The organism is Symbiobacterium turbinis (genome assembly GCF_055383075.1).
The window spans coordinates 314,057-333,974 of record NZ_AP042433.1; the positions used below are offsets into that span (position 1 = coordinate 314,057).

At 66.1% G+C, this 19,918-nt stretch carries 18 protein-coding genes; 5 read left to right on the plus strand and 13 right to left on the minus strand.

The window, feature by feature from the left end; translation table 11 throughout:
- Positions 1 to 48: 48 nt before the first annotated feature.
- Positions 49 to 921: a S8 family peptidase gene (locus ACZ45O_RS01495; protein ID WP_464855203.1), complete on the minus strand. Its 873-nt coding sequence runs from the start codon at positions 919 to 921 to the stop codon at positions 49 to 51.
- 170 nt (positions 922 to 1,091) lie between these two features.
- Here ACZ45O_RS01495 and typA point away from each other — a divergent pair, with 170 nt between their 5' ends.
- Positions 1,092 to 2,951 (plus strand): translational GTPase TypA, encoded by a 1,860-nt coding sequence (gene typA, locus ACZ45O_RS01500; RefSeq protein ID WP_464855204.1) that lies wholly within the window; start codon positions 1,092 to 1,094, stop codon positions 2,949 to 2,951.
- Positions 2,952 to 3,044: 93 nt separating this feature from the next.
- On the opposite strand, the gene ACZ45O_RS01505 is transcribed toward typA, so the two are convergent.
- From ACZ45O_RS01505 to ACZ45O_RS01520, 4 genes are all read right to left on the minus strand, one after another.
- Positions 3,045 to 3,620: a DUF4352 domain-containing protein gene (locus ACZ45O_RS01505; protein ID WP_464855205.1), complete on the minus strand. Its 576-nt coding sequence runs from the start codon at positions 3,618 to 3,620 to the stop codon at positions 3,045 to 3,047.
- Positions 3,621 to 3,639: 19 nt separating this feature from the next.
- Positions 3,640 to 4,563, minus strand: a complete 924-nt coding sequence (gene opp4C, locus ACZ45O_RS01510; protein WP_464855206.1) for an oligopeptide ABC transporter permease — start codon at positions 4,561 to 4,563, stop codon at positions 3,640 to 3,642.
- Between the two features lie 12 nt (positions 4,564 to 4,575).
- Positions 4,576 to 5,508: an ABC transporter permease gene (locus ACZ45O_RS01515; protein ID WP_464855207.1), complete on the minus strand. Its 933-nt coding sequence runs from the start codon at positions 5,506 to 5,508 to the stop codon at positions 4,576 to 4,578.
- A 97-nt stretch (positions 5,509 to 5,605) separates the two neighbouring features.
- Positions 5,606 to 7,645 carry an ABC transporter substrate-binding protein gene (locus ACZ45O_RS01520; protein ID WP_464855208.1) on the minus strand — a complete coding sequence of 680 codons (2,040 nt, stop codon included), beginning with the start codon at positions 7,643 to 7,645 and terminating at the stop codon, positions 5,606 to 5,608.
- Between the two features lie 265 nt (positions 7,646 to 7,910).
- On the opposite strand from ACZ45O_RS01520, the gene ACZ45O_RS01525 reads away from it, so the two are divergent.
- The 4 genes from ACZ45O_RS01525 (at position 7,911) to ACZ45O_RS01540 (ending at position 12,572) form a co-directional block, all read left to right on the plus strand.
- Positions 7,911 to 9,239 (plus strand): pyrimidine-nucleoside phosphorylase, encoded by a 1,329-nt coding sequence (locus tag ACZ45O_RS01525; protein ID WP_464855209.1) that lies wholly within the window; start codon positions 7,911 to 7,913, stop codon positions 9,237 to 9,239.
- Between the two features lie 158 nt (positions 9,240 to 9,397).
- Positions 9,398 to 10,984, plus strand: coding sequence for an ATP-binding protein (locus ACZ45O_RS01530; protein WP_464855210.1), 1,587 nt, complete (start codon positions 9,398 to 9,400; stop codon positions 10,982 to 10,984).
- 13 nt (positions 10,985 to 10,997) lie between these two features.
- Entirely contained in the window at positions 10,998 to 11,696 is a 699-nt protein-coding gene (locus ACZ45O_RS01535; RefSeq protein ID WP_464855211.1) for a response regulator transcription factor, read from the plus strand.
- Positions 11,697 to 11,816: 120 nt separating this feature from the next.
- Positions 11,817 to 12,572: a hypothetical protein gene (locus ACZ45O_RS01540; RefSeq protein WP_464855212.1), complete on the plus strand. Its 756-nt coding sequence runs from the start codon at positions 11,817 to 11,819 to the stop codon at positions 12,570 to 12,572.
- Between the two features lie 51 nt (positions 12,573 to 12,623).
- On the opposite strand, the gene ACZ45O_RS01545 is transcribed toward ACZ45O_RS01540, so the two are convergent.
- The 8 genes from ACZ45O_RS01545 to udk all read right to left on the minus strand — a co-directional run bounded on the left by ACZ45O_RS01545 (position 12,624) and on the right by udk (position 19,835).
- Positions 12,624 to 13,571 carry an ABC transporter ATP-binding protein gene (locus tag ACZ45O_RS01545; RefSeq protein ID WP_464857615.1) on the minus strand — a complete coding sequence of 316 codons (948 nt, stop codon included), beginning with the start codon at positions 13,569 to 13,571 and terminating at the stop codon, positions 12,624 to 12,626.
- A gap of 41 nt (positions 13,572 to 13,612) precedes the next feature.
- On the minus strand, positions 13,613 to 14,620 hold the full coding sequence (locus ACZ45O_RS01550; RefSeq protein ID WP_464855213.1) for an ABC transporter ATP-binding protein: 1,008 nt from the start codon (positions 14,618 to 14,620) through the stop codon (positions 13,613 to 13,615).
- Positions 14,621 to 14,632: 12 nt separating this feature from the next.
- Positions 14,633 to 15,550: an ABC transporter permease gene (locus ACZ45O_RS01555; RefSeq protein ID WP_464855214.1), complete on the minus strand. Its 918-nt coding sequence runs from the start codon at positions 15,548 to 15,550 to the stop codon at positions 14,633 to 14,635.
- Between the two features lie 3 nt (positions 15,551 to 15,553).
- Positions 15,554 to 16,504, minus strand: coding sequence for an ABC transporter permease (locus ACZ45O_RS01560; RefSeq protein WP_464855215.1), 951 nt, complete (start codon positions 16,502 to 16,504; stop codon positions 15,554 to 15,556).
- A 72-nt stretch (positions 16,505 to 16,576) separates the two neighbouring features.
- Positions 16,577 to 18,241, minus strand: coding sequence for a peptide ABC transporter substrate-binding protein (locus ACZ45O_RS01565; protein WP_464855216.1), 1,665 nt, complete (start codon positions 18,239 to 18,241; stop codon positions 16,577 to 16,579).
- A 314-nt stretch (positions 18,242 to 18,555) separates the two neighbouring features.
- Positions 18,556 to 18,846 (minus strand): hypothetical protein, encoded by a 291-nt coding sequence (locus tag ACZ45O_RS01570; protein WP_464855217.1) that lies wholly within the window; start codon positions 18,844 to 18,846, stop codon positions 18,556 to 18,558.
- A gap of 22 nt (positions 18,847 to 18,868) precedes the next feature.
- Positions 18,869 to 19,102, minus strand: coding sequence for a NifU family protein (locus ACZ45O_RS01575; RefSeq protein ID WP_464855218.1), 234 nt, complete (start codon positions 19,100 to 19,102; stop codon positions 18,869 to 18,871).
- 97 nt (positions 19,103 to 19,199) lie between these two features.
- On the minus strand, positions 19,200 to 19,835 hold the full coding sequence (udk, locus tag ACZ45O_RS01580) for a uridine kinase (RefSeq protein WP_464855219.1): 636 nt from the start codon (positions 19,833 to 19,835) through the stop codon (positions 19,200 to 19,202).
- Between the last annotated feature and the right edge of the window lie 83 nt (positions 19,836 to 19,918).

Below are 19,918 nucleotides of genomic sequence, written 5' to 3' on the forward strand. Positions count from 1 at the left end.
TGCAAGGATTCCCTTCGGTACTGTGGTGCCGCCCTCCTCCAGGGCGGCCTACACCTCCTCCCGCAGGAGCCGGTCTGCCCGCAGCAGGCCGGCGCCCTGTGCCGACACGTGGATTTGGGGCAGCCACTCGGCGGTGTTCTTCAGGTGAGCCCGCACGGCGGCGGGGGTGAGCTCGGGGCGGGCGGAGAGCAGCAAGGCGGCCGCGGCCGTTACGTGCGGGGCGGCCATGGACGTGCCGCTCATGTAGCAGAACTTGCCCTTCGGGGCCAGCGAGAAGAGGCCCGTGCCCGGCGCCACCAGGTCGACCTCGGGCCCGCGGCTGGAGAAGCGGGCCAGCCGGTCGCGCCGGTTGATGGCCGCCACTGCCAGCACCTCGGGGTAGAGCCCCGGCGTATCCACCCCGCCGCCGCGGCCGTCGTTGCCGGCGGCGCCCACGAGGAGGATGCCGTTCTTCTCCATGGTGCGGATGGCCTCCGCCAGCTGGTCGCTGGCCCGGCGGTCGGTGCCGAAGCTCAGGTTGATGATCTCGCAGCCCTCCGCGAGGCACCAGGTGAGGCCCGCCACGATGTCGCGGATGCGCCCGTACCCCTGCCGGTCGAAGATCTTCACCGGCCGGATGCGCAGGGGCGGGGGCCAGATCGGCCGCTGCCCGCAGACGGCGCCTGAGGCCACCGCCAGGATGCCCGCGATGTGGGTGCCGTGGCCGTGCTCATCCTGGGGCGGCTCGCCCGGCGAGAGCAGGTTGATGCCGGGGCCGAGCAGGTCGCGCAGGTACGGGTGCGTGAGGTCCACCCCGCTGTCCAGCAGGCCGATTTCGACCGGCCTGCGCCGCCTCCGGCGCAGCCGCAACAGCCGCCAGGCTTCCGGGAAGCCGGTCCGCCGGATGTGCCAGGGGGGTGACCGCCAGATCGTTCGGCCCATGCAGATCGCTCCTCCCGCCGGAGTCTCAACCATCATTACGGCAGGAGGGCGGGGACTGCTACTCCGCACCTTTACTTTTTATGGCATCGCTCGTATAATAGCAAAGTTGGAGTTCACGTGGTGGGCTCTCACTTTCGTGGGCACACTTCGCCTGAGGAGCGCGATGAGATATGAAGCGGACGGACCTGCGCAATGTGGCGATTATCGCCCACGTCGACCACGGCAAGACCACCCTGGTCGACGGCCTGCTCCGCCAGTCCGGCACCTTCCGGGCCAATGAGCAGGTCGCGGAGCGGGTCATGGACTCGCATGACCTGGAGCGGGAGCGGGGCATCACCATCCTGTCGAAGAACACGGGGATCACCTACAAGGGCGTCCGGATCAACATCGTGGACACCCCCGGCCACGCCGACTTCTCCGGCGAGGTCGAGCGGATCATGACGATGGTCGACGGCTGCCTGCTCATCGTCGACGCGGCCGAGGGGCCGATGGCCCAGACCAAGTTCGTGCTGCGCAAGGCCATGGAGGCGGGCCTGCAGCCGGTGGTGGTGATCAACAAGATCGACCGGCCCGACCGGCGCATCGCCGAGGTGGAGGACATGATCCTCGACCTGTTCATCGAACTGGGCGCCGACGACGATCAGCTGGAGTATCCGGTGCTGTACGCCTCCGGTCGCAAGGGCGTTGCCACCTGCCGGCTGGAGGAGGAGGGGAAGGACCTGCAGCCCATCCTCGACACCGTCCTCGAGCGCATCCCCTGCCCGGAGGGCGACCCCGAGGCCCCCTTGCAGGCCATGGTGACCTCGCTGGACTACGATGAGTACGTGGGCCGGGTGGCCATCGCCCGGGTGCGGCAGGGCACCGTGCGGGCCGGCCAGCAGGTGGCGGTGGCCAAGCTGGACGGGTCTGTGGTCAAGTTCCGGGCGGCGCAGCTCTTCGGCTTCGAGGGGCTGAAGCGGGTGCCGATGGAGGAGGCCTCCGTCGGCGACATCATCGCCATGACCGGCCTGGAGGACGTGAACATCGGCGAGACGATCACCGACCCGGACCAGCCGCAGCCGCTGCCGCCGATCAAGGTGGACGAGCCGACGCTGCAGATGACCTTCCGTACCAATGATTCGCCCTTCGCCGGCCAGGAGGGCAAGTACGTCACCTCCCGCCACCTGCGGGCGCGCCTCTTCAAGGAGCTGGAGCGGAACGTGGCCCTGCGGGTGGAGGAGACCGACTCGCCGGATGTCTTCATCGTGTCCGGCCGGGGCGAGTTGCACCTCTCCATCCTTATCGAGACCATGCGCCGGGAAGGGTACGAGCTGGCCGTCTCCAAGCCCAAGGTGATCTTCCGGCACGACGAGGCGGGCAACCGGCTGGAGCCGCTGGAGCACCTGATCGTCGACGTGCCGGAGGAGTACATGGGCACGGTGATGGAGTCGCTCGGGACCCGGAAGGCCGAGATGACCAACATGATCAACCACGGCAACGGCAACGTGCGGCTGGAGTTCATCATCCCGGCGCGCGGGCTGGTGGGCTTCCGCTCCGACTTCCTCACCATGACCCGGGGCTACGGCATCATGCACCACGTCTTCCACGGCTACGGTCCCTACCGGGGCGACATTCCCACCCGCCTCCGCGGATCGCTCGTGGCCTCGGAGGCCGGCACGGCCACCCAGTACGCCCTGTACCAGATTCAGGAGCGGGGCACGCTCTTCATCGAGCCGGGCACCGAGGTCTACGTGGGCATGGTCGTGGGCGAGAACAGCCGGGGCCAGGATCTGGACGTGAACGTCTGCAAGACCAAGCACCTCACCAACATCCGGGCGGCGGGAGCCGACGAGAAGCTCCTCCTGGAGCCCCCCCGGAAGCTCACCCTGGAGGAGGCCCTGGAGCAGATCGGGGACGACGAACTGGTGGAGATCACGCCGAAGTCGATCCGGCTGCGGAAGCAGTACCTCGATCCGGTGATCCGGGCCCGGGTCGCCAAGGGCAAGGAGATCAACGCCGAGGTGCTGCAGCGGCTGCAGCAGGGCCGGTAGCGGCGGGAACAAGGGCTGGGAACAAACGATTCAGACATGCGTAAGACCGCACCAACCCGGTGCGGTCTCAACTCTTTGGCGGGCGGCGCACACCTACAGACTGAACTCCCAGACGGCCTCGCCGTAATCGGGATGCGTGAAGGTGTAGGTGTAGGTGCCCTCCATCTTCTTGGCCAGGAACCCCAGCCAGCCGGTGACCGACTCGCCCTGCTTCAGGGTCCCCTGAAGGCGGGGAGAGCGCACGGCCGTTGCCTGCAGGTTGTACGGCGCGTTCTTCTCCTCGGGGGTCTGCACCTTGTGCTGTTCGGTGGGGTTCACCGTGTAGGCGGCGGCGCCGCTGTTCTCCACCGTCAGTTCGACCAGGACGTAGGTGTACCCGGGCGCCGGGGCCTGGTCCACGGCCTCGATCTTGCTCACGGTGACGGTCAGCGGTCCCACCTCAGCGGTGTCGCCCACCGCCAGAGGCCCGAGCTGGACCTTTTCGGCCGGTTCCGGCGCGGTCCCGCCGTTGCTCGGTGTATCCTGGCCGCCGCCCGCCGTACCGGTGGAGCCGGAGGCTCCGGAAGCGGGGGCTCCCGGGCCGGTCTCGTCGGCGTGCTTACCGCAGCCGGCCGCCACCACGGCCAGCAGGACCGCTGTCAGCCAGATCAGGAGCTTACGTTTCCTCACAGATATCCTCCTCTGCCAGCTACTGCTTCAAGCGGGGGTCGAGCGCGTCGCGCAGCCCGTCCCCGATGAAATTGATGGAGAGCACGGTCAGGAAGATCATCAGACCCGGCGGCAGCCACGTCCATGGCTTGGTCTGCAGTACGGCCATGTTGTTTGCCTCGCTCAGCATGTTTCCCCAGGTGGGGACCGGCTGGCTCACGCCGAATCCAAGGTAGCTGAGCCCGGCCTCCGCGAGGATGATGCCCGCGACCTCCAGCGTCGCGTTCACGATCAGCGGCGCCATCGCGTTGGGCAGCAGGTGGCGCAGGACCATGCGGAAGGGACCGACCCCGGCGGCCCGGGCCGCCTCAATGAAGTCGCGCTCGCGCAGCGAGAGGAACTCGCCGCGGACGAGGCGGGCCGGCACCGGCCAACTGAGGAAGACGATGGCGAACACCAGGTTCGAGACCGATGGGCCGCGGATGGCGACGATGGTCAGCGCGAACATCAGGAATGGGAAGGATTGGATGACGTCGACCAGCCGCATCAGCACGTTGTCCACCCACCCGCCGAAGTAGCCCGCGACAGAACCCACGAGGATGCCCAGGGTCATGTAAACGACGACCGAACCCAGGGCAATCGCCAGCGAGACCCGTCCGCCGTAGAGCAGGCGGGTGAGGTTGTCGCGGCCGGCGCTGTCGGTGCCCAGCGGGTGGCGGGCGCTGGGTGCGGCCCGTATGTACCGGATGTCGATCTCGTCACGCCCCCAGCCCAGCGTGGCCTGGGTGATGACCGGGGCGAAGAGGGAGACGAGGATCAGGATGAGGAGGATGGCCGCCCCGATCATGGCCGCGCGGTTGCGGACGAACCTCCGGAGGACCATCCGGGCGTACGAGGTCTCGTGCGGCACCAGACCGTCAAACTGGGGCTGGTTCGGATTCGGTTTTGGATGGGTGAGGGCCACGGGAGAACCTCCTTAGGCGTACCGGATGCGAGGGTCGGCGATGGCATAGAGGATGTCCGCGAGGAGATTGCCGAGGATGACGAGCAGGGCGAAGAACAGGTTCGTGGCCATGAGCACCGAGTAGTCGCGGTTGTTAACGGCCTCAAAGGTCAGAAGGCCCATGCCCGGGAAGGTGAAGACCTGCTCGATGATCACGGCCCCGCCGAAGAGAGCAGGCAGGCTGAAGCCGAAGAGGGTGATGACCGGGATGAGGCTGTTGCGGAACGCGTGCTTGTAGATGACCAGCCGTTCCGCCAGCCCTTTCGCGCGGGCCGTGCGCACGTAATCCTGCCGCAGCACCTCCAGCATCGAGGAGCGGGTGAAGCGGGCGTATGAGGCCATGTCCCGCAGCCCCAGGGTGACGGCGGGCAGGATCAGATGGTGGAGCACGTCCCAGAACCCGCCCCCTCCCGGGGTGTGGATGCCGTTCATGGGGAAGATGGGGAGCTTCACCGCGAAGAAGTAGATCGCCAGGAGGGCGGCGAAGAACGAGGGCAGGGAGATACCCATGAAGGCGAACGTAGTGGCCGCGTAGTCAATCAGCGAGTACTGGCGGGTGGCGGAGATGACCCCGATGGGGATGGCGATGGCCAGTCCGAACAGGAACGAGCTGCCGGTAAGCAGCAGCGTCCTGGGGATGGCCTGGGCCAGCATGTTGATCACCGGTTCCTGCGTGCGGATGGAGTATCCCAGGTTGCCGCTCAGCGTGGTCTTGAGCCAGCGGACGTACTGGACCGGGATGGGGTCGTTGAAGCCCATCTCTTCCATGAGCCGGGCCCGCAGCGTGGGGTCGATTCTCGGGCCGAAGAGGTACGCGTAGGGGTCTCCCGGTGCAGAGTGGATGATGACGAAGACGATGATGCTGACGCCAAAGAGAATCGGGATCGTCTGAAGCAGGCGCCGCAATAAGTACCGGCCCACCTGTCAATCTCCTTTCTTCCCTGCGGCGCGCGGCCCGGGGGATTCAGCCCCCCGGGCCGCCTGCCACAGGGTAGTCAGCCGATTACTCGGAGAGCCAGATTTCCTCGATGTTCCACAGGTAGCCCTGCGGGCCGGGCTTGAAGTTCTGCAGGCGCTCGTTGGCCGCCAGCAGGGTGTTCACGGCGTAGAAGATGTAGGCGGGAGTCTCCTCGGTCCAGTGCCGTGCCCACTCATGGTAGATCTCGATGCGCTCCTCGATGTCGTTGGTGGCCTTGCCGGCGGCGATCAACTGCTCGGACTTTTCAGTCCACCACTGGCTGTCGTTGAAACCTCCGGGCTCCGTGGCCGCCTTGTCCCACAGACCCGTCGGGTCGGGGTCGGAGTTGCCCAGCGAGAAGCCGATGAAGTACATGTCGAAGTCGCGGGCGGCGCGCTTCTCGTCCAGCGTCGGCCAGTCGTAGCCCTCCAGGTGGACCTCGATGCCGACCTCCTTCAGCCACTGCTGCACGACCGGCGCGGTGGCCTGGCGGACCGGGTTGCCGACGTTGGGATACAATAGCCGCAGCGACAGCTTCTTGCCGTCCTTGTAGCGGTAACCGTCGCTGCCGAGGACCCAGCCGGCCTCCTCCAGCAGCGCCCGGGCCTTGTCAGGATCGTACGGGTACTGCTCGACGTCCTCGGTGTAGGCCCAGGTGAGCGGATGGATCGGGCCGTACATCGTGGACGCGTGGCCGCCCATCAGGTTGTTGATGATCGCCATCCGGTCGATGGCATGGTTGATCGCACGGCGCACCCGCACGTCGGTGGTCGGGCCCATCTCGCCCTGGGCGTTGGGGCCGGTGTTGTAGACCATCTCCTGGAAGACCAGGTCGGCGAACTCGTGGATCTTCACGTGCGGCATGGCCAGGTACGCGTCCATCTCGTTGGGGCTGAACTCGACGTAGTCCAGCGTGCCGCGCTCCATCTCGCCGACGGCGACCTCCGCGGCGACGACGCGCCACACCACCTCGTCGATGTACGGCCGGCCTGCCCAGTAGTTGGGGTTGGCCTCGAGAATGGCGTACTGGCCGTCAACATACTCCTTCATACGGAAGGGGCCGTTGCCGTTGGGGTAGATGTTGTACGGGTCGTTGGCCGTGCCCCAGTCCTGCACGGGGATGCTGCCGTACTTGCTGCTGTCCAGGATGCCGTAGGCGAGGTTGTACAGGAACGGCGCGTTGGGCTGCTTCAGCTGGAACACGACGGTGTAGTCGTCTTCCGCGTAGAGGCCGGGCAGGTTGCCGGTGGTCACGATGCCCCGTTCGAAGTTCTCGGGCGTTTCGCCGCTGATGCCGTTGGCGTACTCCTCGTACCCGAGCACGTCCTCAAAGCCGGCGTCGCGCGGGCCGATGTACTTGGGATGCCAGATCGCCTTGTACGTGAAGACGACGTCCTTGGCCGTCACCGGGGTGCCGTCGAAGAACGTCACGCCGCGGCGCAGGTAGAAGGTCAGCTTCGTGTTGGTGTCGTCCCACTCCCAGTGCTCAGCCAGGGCGGGCACGGGAATGAAGCGCTCGTCGTACTTCCAGAGGCCCTCGTACAGACGGTCGGCGATGTTGGCGCCGTAGGTGTCATTGACGATGATCGGGTTGAAGGCCCCGATGGGCTTGTTCCACATGGCCAGGTTCAGCCTGCCGCCGCGGCGCGGCCAGTTCGGGTCGACGATGCTGATCGCCGTGGTGGCGGCATCGTACTCCACCTCAGCGCCGAAGGCCTCGCTCACGAAGCGCAGGGGAACCAGCGTGCGGCCGTCCTGAATGAAGGGGGCGGCGTCCAGGGTGCGGGCCTGCCCGTTCACGCGGGCGGTGGTGCTGCCGATGACCAGCTGGACCGTGGTGTCCCCCCGGGTGGCCGTGACCGTGCGGGTTGCCTCATCCCACGCCACGTCCGCGCCCATCTTCTCGAAGATGGCCCGGAAGGGAACGAAGACGCGGTCATTCACGTTCACGGGCTCAACGTCGAACGTGACCGGGTGGCCGTTGAACGTGACCGGGTATTTCACCTCCGGGCGAGCAGCCAGCGCCGGCATGGCCGCTGTCAGGACCATCACGGTGGTAAGAATGAGAACCAGGAATCGCTTCACGCAACCCATACCTCCTTCACGGTTTTTTGTGATCGGAGCCAACTGCGGGCAGACTTCCTTATCTCGATCTTGCGCCTTTCACCTCCAGGCGTGTATGGTGAGTCTTACTATTCGCACTCAATGACAAAAATCCTCTATTCGCCCACGACGGAGTAAACACAAAACTCTACGGCGGCGTGGGAGTGCGGGTGGCACGAACAGGAACCCGGCAGCCGGCAGTCGAAGAACTCAGAGGGCGCACCGATGCCGAAGGAGGAGTCAACCCGTGCGCGCGTACGACATCATCTACCGCAAGCGGATGGGCGCGGAACTCACCACCGAGGAGATCCGGGCCCTGATCAGCGGATACGTTTCCGGCGAGGTGGCGGACTACCAGATGGCTGCCTGGGCGATGGCCGTCTGCTTACAGGGCATGACGCCGCGGGAGACCGCCGACCTCACCATGGCCATGGCCGAATCCGGGGACCAGATCGACCTCTCGGCCATTCACGGCCGCAAGGTCGACAAGCACTCCACCGGCGGCGTGGGGGACAAGGTGTCGCTGGTCCTCGTGCCGCTGGTCGCGGCGTGCGGCGCGCCGGTGGCGAAGATGTCGGGCCGGGGGCTCGGCCACACCGGCGGCACGATCGACAAGCTGGAGTCGATTCCCGGCTTCCGGGTGGAACTCACCCCGCAGGAGTTCATCGACCAGGTGAACCGCGTCGGCTGCGCGGTGGCGGGGCAGAGCGGCAACCTGGTCCCCGCCGACAAGAAGCTGTACGCCCTGCGCGACGTGACGGCCACCGTGGATTCGATTCCCCTGATCGCGTCGTCCATCATGGCCAAGAAGATCGCCGGCGGCGCCGACGCGGTCGTGCTCGATGTGAAGACCGGCGCCGGCGCGTTCATGAAGGACCTGGATGAAGCTTTCCGCCTGGCGGAGATGATGGTGGCCATCGGCCGCGAGGTCGGCCGGGAGGTCGCGGCCATCATCTCGAACATGGACCAGCCGCTGGGCCACGCCGTCGGCAACGCCCTCGAGGTGGCCGAGGCCATCGAGACCCTGCGCGGCTTCGGCCCGAAGGACCTGGAGGAGATCTGCCTGCACCTCGGCGCCCAGATGCTGCGCCTGGCCGGGGTGGCCGAGGACGGCCAGTCCGCCCGGAAGATGCTGCTCAGGGCCCTCAGGGCCGGTCATGGCCTGAACAAGCTGATCGAGATGGTGGAGGCGCAGGGCGGCGACGCCAGCTACATCCGGCAGCCCGTCAAGCTGCCCCGGGCGCGGAGGATCGTGCCGGTCGTCTCCCCCGGGGAAGGCTATGTGCAGGCCATCGACGCGCTGGAGGTGGGGGTGGCCGCCCTGCTGCTCGGGGCGGGCCGCGAGACCAAGGAATCTGCAGTCGACCTGGCGGTGGGCGTCGTGCTGCGCAAGAAGGTGGGCGACCCGGTGGCGGCCGGCGAGGTGCTGGCCGAGCTGCACGTGAACTCGGAGAAGCGGCTGGCTGAGGCCGAGGCGCGGCTCGCAGGCGCCTACCGCATCGGGAAGGAGCGCCCGGAAGAGCCGCCGCTGGTCTACGGACTGGTCACGAGCAGCGGCACGGAACGCTGGGTGTGAGACGCGGAGCAGGAGGGGGCCATGGGATGCCGCCCTCCTGCTGTTTATGGCACTTTTGGCGCACGACATAGTGATTGTGCGCCATGGGCTGTATGGTCCTGCGACCAATGGTGCGTTCGGGTAAGTGCAGGTATCATAAGAACCAGGGGGAGTGAGCCATGCGCAGCCTGACGGCCAAGTTCATGGTAGGCATCACCGGCCTGGTCCTGGCAGTTCTCTTTATTTCGCTCTCGTGGGATTTTGCCTATCAGCAGCGGCAGGCCGACGCCGACCTGCTGGCCAAGGCCAGCCTGGTCGCGAAGCAGCAGCAGGCGACGCGCGCGTTCATCTCCCGGTCCAGCGGGGACGAGTTCGTGCACGGCGGCGAGGCACGGCCCCTGGAACCGGCCGAGGTCGGCCAGGGGGTGAGCCACATCTTCGCGGACCTCTCCCGGTCGCAGGTGAAGCAGACCAACCTGAATCCGCGTATCCCCCAGAACGCGCCGGACGACTTCGAACGGGCCGCGCTGGAGTACTTTATGGAGGACGAGAGCCACAACGAGGTCTGGCAGCGGGTGACCCTGGATGACGGCACGCCGGCCTTCCGCTACGTGATGGCCCTCAGGGCCGAGGAGTCGTGCCTGCGCTGCCACGGCGAACCCAGGGGCGAGCTGGACCAGACCGGCTACCCGAAGGAGGGGCTCGCCCTGGGCGATGTGGCCGGGGCCATCAGCGTGATCCTGCCCATGCGGGAGACCCTCGCCATGGCCCGGACCGAGTCCATACGGCTGGCGTTTCTCCTCGTCTTCCTGGCGCTGCTCTGTTTCGTCCTGATCTGGCTGATCCTCTACCGGCAGGTGGCCACGCCGCTGGCCGACCTGGCCGAAGTGGCCACGCACGTGGGCATGGGCAACTTCGTCATCAGCCGGGAGCGGCTGCAGGCCCTGAAGGCCAACCAGGAGACCGCCGTGGTGGCCCATGCGTTCGAGCAGATGTCGGGCCGCCTGCAGGAGCTGTACGCCGGCCTGGAGCAGAAGGTGGCCGAACGCACCCGGGAGCTGGAGGAGGCCAACCGCCAGCTGGAGCGGGCCTCGCGCTACAAGTCGGAGTTCCTCACCACGGTCTCCCACGAACTGCGCACACCGCTCACCTCGATCATCGCCTTCACGGAACTCCTGCTGAACGATCAGCGGCTGGCCCCGGAACAGCGGGAGTCGCTGACGGAGGTGCTGGAGTCGAGCCAGAAGCTGCTGAACATGATCACCAACCTGCTGGACTACTCCCGCCTGGAGGCCGGCAAGGTGAAGCTGTTCCGGGAGATGCTGGACGTGCGCGACCTGATTCGCGACGCGGCGCGCACCGTGCATCCCCTGGCGGAGAAGAAGGGAATCGAGCTCACCGTCGACTGCGCGGCTGAGGCGCCGCTGGTCCATGCCGACCCGCTGCGGATTTCGCAGGTGCTGCTCAACCTGCTGGGCAACGCGGTCAAGTTTACGCCGGAAGGCGGCCGGGTGGCGGTGGAGTGCCGGGCCGATGCGCGCGAGGTGTACGTCACCGTGCGCGACACGGGCCCCGGCGTGCCTGAGGAGGAGCAGGAGCTGATCTTCCAGGCCTTCACCCAGGGCGGAGGGCGCCCTGAGGGCTGGGGGCTGGGCCTGCCCCTCTCCGCCTCTCTGGTTCAGGCGCACGACGGCCGCATCTGGGTCGAGTCGGAGCCCGGGCACGGCGCAGCGTTTACCTTTACATTACCGATCTGGATGGAGTGAGGGAGCGGTTTCGATGACGCAGACGAAGAAGCGAATCCTGGTGGTCGACGACGACCCGAAGATCCTGAAGGCTCTTGACCAGGCGCTGCAGCAGGAGGGGTATGAGGTCTACCGCGCCGAGGACGGCCTGGAGGCCCTGGAGATGGCGCGGAAGGTGAAGCCCGACCTGATGATCCTGGACATCATGCTGCCCAAGATGGACGGTTTCGAGGTGCTGGCGCAGCTGCAGTCGACGGGCAGCCCCCCCACGCTTATCCTCTCCGCGCGGGGGGAGGAGATGGACAAGGTCGTCGGCTTCAACGTGGGCGCGGACGACTACCTGGTCAAGCCCTTCCGGCTTTCCGAACTGCTGCTGCGGGTCCGGGCGATCCTGCGCCGCACGTCCGGCGCCGCGCAGCCCGTTGACGAAGACCGCCCGCTGAAGTTCAAGGACATCGAGATCAACCGCTCCTCACGCACGGTCGTGGTGCGGGGCGAGGCCGTGGAGCTGACGCCGAAGGAGTTTGACCTGCTCTGGCTGCTGGCCAGCCACCCCGGGCACGTCTTCAGCCGCGAGGCCATCCTGCAGCGGGTCTGGCACTCCGAGTACTCCGGCGATGAGGCCGCCCTCACCGTGTGCGTGCGCCGGCTGCGCGAGAAGATCGAGCGCGATCCCGGCCATCCGGAGCTTGTCAAGACCATTTGGGGCATTGGTTATAAGTTTGATGGATAACCTTTAGGATTACTTTGGTCCAAGTTAGGTTTGCGAAAGGACCGCGAAAGGATCGCGAAAGAAACGGGCGCTACCCTTGAGGTAGGAAATATCTATTCCACCCTCAGGGGGGTGCCCGACTTGACACACCTCTGCTACGCTGCTGGCCTGCAGCTGCTCTCGTGGTCGCTGGGCCTCGCGGTGACGCTGGTCTTGCTGGACAGCCGCAGCGGCCTGGTGCGCGATCACCCGCCGCTGGGGTGGCGCGTCGCGGGCATGCTGCTCGGTCCGCTCGCCGCCCTGAGCTTCGCCGCGGTGCTGCTGGGCGATGCGCCGCGCTGGGTGTCGCTGGGCCTGGCGCTCCCCTACACGCTCATGGCCCTGGCGGCCAGCTGGGTCTGGTACCGGGGCGCGGCGGCCGGTCTGCGGCGTCAGCGGGAGCGGGAGGCGGCCGTGCTCGGCGTGCTCGCAGTGCTGTTCGCCAGCCTGGCGCAGACGGGCGGGGACGGACCACCGGTGCTGTCGCTGGCCGCGTCGCTGGGCAGCGCAGCCCTGGTGGGCGGCCTGGGCATTCTGGCCCTGTGCGGCGCGCTGGGCGGCCGGCGGGATGAGGTGGAGGTGGACCCCAACTGCGACGGCATCCCGATCCGGGTGGCGGCCACCGGACTCGGCATTACCCTCCTCGCCGCCTCCGACGTCGGGAGAGCCCTGCTCACGGGCGAAGTGGCGCTGCCGACCTTGTTGGGGCTCTGGCTGGGCTGCTCGCTCCTGGTCCCGGTCCTGCTGCTGGCGGCGGGCCGCCGTCTGGCAGCGTGGAACAGGCCGCTGCTCTGGTGCGCAGCCTGGCTGGCCGTGGTGGTGGGGCAGCTGGCCCTGCAGACAAGCCTGGTCGCATGAATCATAAACGACAAACCGCCTGCCGGATGGGCAGGCGGTTCTTTTTCTGTCTCAGGCGTTGACAGGGAAGTGGCACGCCACGGAGTGGCCATCCTCGACTTCGGTCAGCTTCGGATCCTCCGTGCGGCACCGCTCCTGCGCATACGCGCATCTATTCTGGAACCGGCAGCCGGGGGGCGGGTTGACCGGGCTGGGCGGGTCGCCCTCCAGCAGGATGCGCTGCCGGGTGGTCTCGACCTTCGGATCGGGGATCGGCGCAGCGGAGAGGAGCGCCAGGGTGTAGGGGTGCATCGGCCGCTCGTACAGCCTGTCGCTGTCTGCCAGCTCGACGATGCGGCCCAGGTACATCACCGCGATGCGGTGGGAGATGTGCTTGACCATGGAGAGGTCGTGGGCGATGAACAGGTAGGCCAGCCCCAGCTGTTGCTGCAGGTCCTCCAGGAGGTTGACGACCTGCGCCTGAATGGAGACGTCCAGGGCCGAGATGGGCTCGTCGCACACGATGAACTGCGGTTCCACCGCCAGTGCCCGGGCGATGCCGATGCGCTGCCGCTGACCGCCGGAGAACTCGTGGGGGAACCGGTTGGCGTGCTCGGGCAGGAGGCCGACCAGGTCCAGCAGGTGGTAGATGCGCTCCATACGCTCCTTGCCCGAGGCCAGGTTGTGGATGTCAAGCGCCTCGCCGATGATGTCCGCGGCGGTCATCCGCGGGTCCAGGGAGGCGTAGGGGTCCTGGAAGATCATCTGCATCTTGCGGCGGTACGGCAGGAATTCGGACTGGGAGAGGTGGAGGATCTCCTGCCCCTCGAAGTAGACCTCGCCTGCGGTGGGTTCGTAGAGACGGAGTAGGGTGCGGCCCACGGTGGTCTTGCCGCAGCCCGACTCGCCCACCAGGCCCAGCGTCTCGCCGGGGGCGATGGCGAAGGAGACGTCGTCCACCGCCTGCACCGCGCCCACCTGGCGCGGAACCGGGAAGCCGCGGGTGATGGGAAAGTGCATCTTGAGGCCCTTGACCTCGATCAGGGGAGTTGCCTGCTTGGTCACGCCTCATTCACCTCCTGCGGGAAACGGACAGGCGGTGCGTCCGGGTGCAGGAGCCAGCACGCCGCCCGGTGTTCGTCGGAGATTGTGGTCACGTCGGGCGCCTCCTCCGCGCAGATGTTCATCGCATAGGGGCAGCGCGGGTGGAACGGGCAGCCCGAAGGCGGCTGGAGCATGTTGGGCGGGGAGCCGGCGATCGCCTCCAGCCGGCCGCCCTTCGCGCGGTCCAGCCTGGGAACGGCCCTGAGGAGCGCCCAGGTGTAGGGATGCTTGGGCTGCTCGAAGATCTCCTCCACCGTGGCCACCTCGGCAACGCGGCCGCCGTACATGACGGCCACACGATCGGCCATGCCGGCGACGACGCCGAGGTTGTGGGTGATGAGGACGACGGAGGTGTTCAGCTCCTTCTTCAGCCGCTTCAAAAGGTCCAGGATCTGCGCCTGAATGGTCACGTCCAGGGCGGTGGTGGGCTCGTCGGCGATGACCAGCCGGGGGTTGCAGGCCAGGGCGATGGCGATCATCACGCGCTGGCGCATGCCGCCGGAGAATTCGTGCGGGTACTGCTTCAGGCGGCGCTCGGCTTCAGGCACGCCGACGAGGTTGAGCAGCTCCACGGCGCGCGCGTCGGCTTCGGCCCGGCTCAGGCCCAGGTGCTGCATCATGCCCTCCCTGAGCTGCAGGCCCACCGTCAGCGTCGGGTTGAGGCCGGTCATGGGGTCCTGGAAGACCATGGCGATCTCCTTGCCCCGGATCTTGCGCATCTCCCGCTCCGGGAGGCTGATCAGGTCAACGCCGTCGAAGATGGCCTTCCCTTCAATGCGGGCGTTGTCGGCCAGCAGGCGCATGACGGAAAGCATGGTGACGCTCTTGCCGGAACCGGACTCGCCGACGACGGCGAGGCACTCGCCTTCCCGGACGGTCAGGTTGACGTCGCGGACGGCCTGAACGTCACCGGCGTATGTCTTGAACGTTGTGCGGAGTCCTTCGATGGTGAGAATCGGGTTCATGGCCGTCCCTCCTTATCGGCGGAGTTTCGGATCGAGCGCGTCGCGCAAGCCGTCGCCGATGAAGTTGAAAGCCAGCGAGACGATGATGATGGCCGCGGCGGGGAATGCCAGCTGCCACGGGTAGGAGCGCAGCCCCTCGAAGCCGTTGGAGGCCAGCACGCCCCAAGAGGCCATCGGCGCGCTGACGCCCAGGCCGATGAACGACAGGAACGCTTCGGTGAACATCGCCCGCGGAATCGAGAAAGTCAGCTCGACCACAATCGGCGCCATGGCGTTGGGGATCAGGTGGCGCAGGACGAGCCGCTTGCGGTTCGCGCCGAGGGCCCGTGCCGCGAGCATGAACTCCTGCTCCTTCAGCGAGAGCACCTGCGCCCGCACCAGCCGCGCCATGCTGGTCCAGTAGACGATGCCGATAGCGATGAAGATCGAGGTGAGCCCCTGGCCCATCAGCACCGCCAGCAGAATGACGTAGATCGTGAGCGGGATGGTGTCGATGATGTCGACGATGCGCATCATGATGTTATCCCACTTGCCGCCGAGGAGGCCGGCGGTGGCGCCGTAGGTCACGCCCACCACCAGCTGAAGCAGGCCCGCGAAGAAGGCCACCGCCAGCGAGATGCGGCCGCCGTACAGGGTGCGCTCGAACAGGTCGCGCCCGTGCGAGTCAGTGCCGAACCAGTGCTGGGCTGAGGGGGGCTGGTCCCGCATCGCCAAGTTCTGCGTGGTCGGGTCGTGCGCAGTGAGCAGGGGCCCGATGAAGCAGGCGATGAGGAATATCACCAGGGTGATCAGCCCCAGCACGGCCATCGGGTTGGCCTTGAAGCGGCGCCAGGCGTCGGCGGCAAAGCTGATCGGCGGCGTGGAGATGTGCTCGGCGGACGCCTGGCGGTCGGGGAGCGGTGCGAAGCGCTGGTCAACAGGAACCGCCATGGACTACCCCTCCTTCTCCAGACGTACGCGCGGATCGATGAACGCCAGCACGATGTCCGCAATCAGCGTGAAGCCCACCAGCAGCAGGCAGAAGAAGACCGTCATGCCCAGCGTCACCGTGTAGTCGCGGTTAGTGATGGACTGCACGAACTCCCGGCCGATGCCCGGGATGCCGAAGACGTTCTCCACGATGAAGCTGCCGGTCAGGATGCTGGCCGTCATCGTCGCCAGCGAGGCCACCACGGGTACCATGGCGTTCTTGATCATGTGCCGGCAGACGATTACCAGTTCACGGAGCCCCTTGGCCCGCGCGGTGCGGACGTAGTCCTGGTTGATGACCTCCAGCATGCTGGACCGGGTGAGCTTCACGATCCAGGCCAGGTTGTAGCTGGACAGGGCGAGAATCGGCAGGACGATGTACCGCAGTTGCCCCCCGCCCCAGGTGGCCGATGGGAACCAGCCCAGCTTGTACGCGAAGACGTATTGGAGCACGCCCGCGATGACGAAACTGGGCGCCGCTGCCGTCAGAATGGCGCCGCCGGATATGGCGCGGTCGCCGATGGTATTGTGATTCATCGCGCCCAGGATGCCCAGGGGGATGCCAACGACGATGGAGAGCAGCAGCGAGATGCCGCCCAGTTTTGCCGAGATCGGGAAACCGCGGTTGATGACGTCGTTGACCGTCAGACCCTTATACTTGAAGGACGGACCGAGGTCCCACACAATGACGCCCTTTACGTAGTCCAGATACTGCTCGTGCAGCGGCTTGTCCAGGTTGTACCGCCGTTCCAGGTTCTTCAGGATCGCCTCCGGCACGTTCCGCTCCGAGCTGAAGGGGCCGCCGGGCAGGGCCCTCATCAGGAAGAACGTCGCGGTCACCACGAAGAAGGCGACCAAGAACATCGTGATTATGCGTTGCATCAAGTAACGGGCCATCGTATCCCTCCATCTCATCAGGACGAATATTTGGGAAGCGCCACCGCGGTGAGCCACGGTGGCGCTTCCTGCACCGTCCTGGTTGCCGGGCTACTGCTTGATCGAGGCGTCCCGCAGGTTGAGCGGCGAGGTCAGGGGCATCGACCAGCCCTCAACATCCTCGGAGACCATGATGACCCGAGTGTAGAAGTAGATCGGGATGATCGGCATCTCGTCCATCAGAAGCGCTTCGGCGTCGTGCATGGCCTTCATCCGCTCAGCCTGGTCGGCGCTCCGCTTGGCGGTCTGGACCAGGTTGTCGTACTCGGGGTGGCCCCAGTTGGTGTCGTTGTTGCCGCCGCCGGTCACGAACATGTCGATGAAGGTCATCGGGTCGATGTAGTCGCCGATCCAGCCGGCGCGGGCGATCTCGTAGTCACCGCTGCTGCGGCTGTCGAGGTAGACGCCCCACTCCTGGTTGGTCAGCTCCACGTCGATGCCCAGGTTGTTCTTCCACATCTCCTGGATGGCCTCGGCGATCTTCTGGTGGGCCTCGGAGGTGTTGTACAGGATGGTCAGCTTCGGGAAGCCCTCACCGTTGGGATAGCCGGCCTCGGCCAGGAGCTGCTGGGCCTTGGCCACGTCCTCGGCGAAGAGGTCGCCGGCATTCTTGCGGAAGTCCTTCTCGGGACCCGTCTCATCCGGAATGCCGGGGGAGACCAGTGCGTAGGCGGGCATCTGACCGCCCTTGGTGATCTCGTTGACGATCGCGTTGCGGTCCATGGCGAGCGCCAGCGCCTGGCGGACTCGCTTGTCGTTCAGCGGCTCCTTCTCCACGTTGAGGAGGTAGTAGTACACGCCCAGGTCAGGCAGGATCAGCAGCTCGTTGGGGTACTCTGCCTTCAGGCGGTCCAGCTCGGCGATGTTCACGCCGGACTCCACGATGTCGAGCTCACCGGTCTCGAACATGGTGGTGACGGTGGACTCCTCCTCGATCAGGTAGAACTCGATCTTGTCCAGCTTGACCTCGTCAGCGCCCCAGTAGTTGGGGTTCTTCTCCACGACGACCTTTTCCTTATCGGTCCAGCTCACGATCTTGAACGGGCCGTTGCCGACGGTGGTCTCCGGGTTGCGGAACCAGGCCTCGGGGTTGGCCTCAACACTGGGCCGGTGGACGGGGTAGTAGGTGTGGAAGGAGGTCAGGGACAGGAAGTACGGCGCGGGCGCCTCGAGCTCAACCCGGAGGGTCTTCTCGTCGATGGCCGTGGCGCCGAAGTTCTCGGCGAGCCGCTCAAACTCGGCCGCGATCTCCTCGTCGCTGGCGTTCTCCCACTTGGGGTCGCTCGTGAAGGTGTTCATCTCCTCGGCGCCCTTGATGTAGTACAGCTGGTAGGCGTACTCGGAGGCCAGCAGCGGGTCGAGGGCGGACTTCCAGGCCCAGACGAAGTCCTCGGCGGTCAGCGGGTCGCCGTTGGACCACTTCAGGCCGTCACGCAGGTAGAAGGTGAATACTGTAGCGTCATCGTTGACTTCGTAACGCTCGGCCGCGCCCGGAATGGCGTTGCCATCCTCATCCAGCCGCATGAGGCCCTCCCACAGGGCGATCTGGACGTGGGCCTCAGGAAGGCCGGTGGTGACCCGGGGGTCGAGCGAGGGCGGGTTCGTACCGATGTTCATCCGGATAACCATCTCATCCGGAGCTGTTGTGGACTGTCCGGAACAACCGACGGCTGCCAGCATCAGCACAGCCAGCATGCCTGCGACGAAACGACGCATAGTGTGTAAACCTCCCTCAGCGCTTCTCTGTCTCTGTGTCGTCTGGTTCCCGAACTCTCATGGGATCGCGGTCGCCTGTCTGGCCGGTGTCCTCTGTTCACCTCCTCACCTTCACATCGGCACCGACCGAAACCCTAAATATAGAAGATTTCCACCAGTTCAGCAATAGGGCCAATCTCTCACCCTAACGCTTTACCTGGGGAAAACACCAAAGTACTTCTGTTCGAGAATCTATATCTCCTCTGCCCGAAACAATATCGCGCTAGAAGTTTGATTAACGGCATTAAAAGAAGAGGGAAAAATAAGAGGATCGACTACTCGTCGATCCTCTGTTTCCGGTGTTTGGTAACAAGCCGCTCTGTCAGCCAGGCCGCCCGGGCGGCGCCCAGGCTCAGCAGGGCGCCCAGCGCGAGGATGACCAGCACGATCAGGAACAGCGGCAGGGCCGCACGCAGGGCCTCCAGCGGTCCGACCCCGAAGACCCGGCCGATCCACCAGAACCCGACACCGGCGGCGATCACCCCCATGACCGCCGCGGTGATGCCCATCTGCCGGTGAACGCGCGCCTGCACCTCACGCTGCAGATCACGCCCCTCTGGGGACACCCTCCATCCACCCCCTGTGCGCCTAGACGGCCTCCACGGCCCGGATCTCCGGCACCTGCTGCCGGACGGCCCGCTCAATGCCCATCTTCAGGGTCATCGTCGACATCGGGCAGCCGCCGCAGGCGCCCATCATGCGGACGCGAGCCACGCCGTCCTCCACGGAGACCAGTTCCACCTCGCCGCCGTCCATCCGAATCGCGGGCCTAATCAGATCCAGCGCCCGCTCGACGCGCTCAAACAAGGTCTCTTCAGCCATTCATTCTCACCCCCGGTTCGGTGCAACTGACGGACACCAAGGCTTCGGACGCTTGACAGGATAAGTGTAACATAGCGGCGCGGTACTGAAAAGCCAGTCATACTGAGGGTTCATGCTGGGCAATAAGGTGACGCACCTGGGCGATGAGCACCTCGAGCCCGGGCTTGTTGTGTGCCCCCTCCGGAATGATGACATTGGCGTAGCGCTTGGTCGGTTCGACAAAGGCCTCGTGCATGGGCTTGACGGTTGAAAGGTACTGGTTGATCACCGAGTCCAGCGTGCGCCCCCGCTCGTTGATATCGCGCACGATGCGGCGCAGGATGCGCACGTCGGCATCGGTGTCCACGAACACGCTGAGATCGTACAGAGCCCTGAGCTCGGGGTTCTCCAGCACCAGCACGCCCTCGACGACGATGATCGGCGCGGGCTCGATCCGCACCGTCTCGGACTCGCGCAGGTGGGTGGAGAAGTTGTACACCGGCCGCTCGACCGCCCTGCCGGCCTTCAGCGCCTTCAGGTGGGCGATGAACAGCTCGTTGTCGAAGGCGTCGGGGTGGTCGTAGTTCAGCGCGGCCCGTTCCTCGTAGGTCAGGTGGCGGTTGTCCTTGTAGTACGCATCGTGGGGCAGCAGCGACACGTCATCCGGAAAGGCGGCGGAAATGCAGTTGGCAATGGATGTCTTGCCGGAACCGGTGCCCCCGGCGATCGCGATCACTGCCCTCGGGACTGGCATAGAGATAACCTCCTTACAGAAGTGCAAGCGGAAGCCCGAAGTCCCCGTACGATTATCGCCCAGGGGTGGGGAAGACTCAAGGG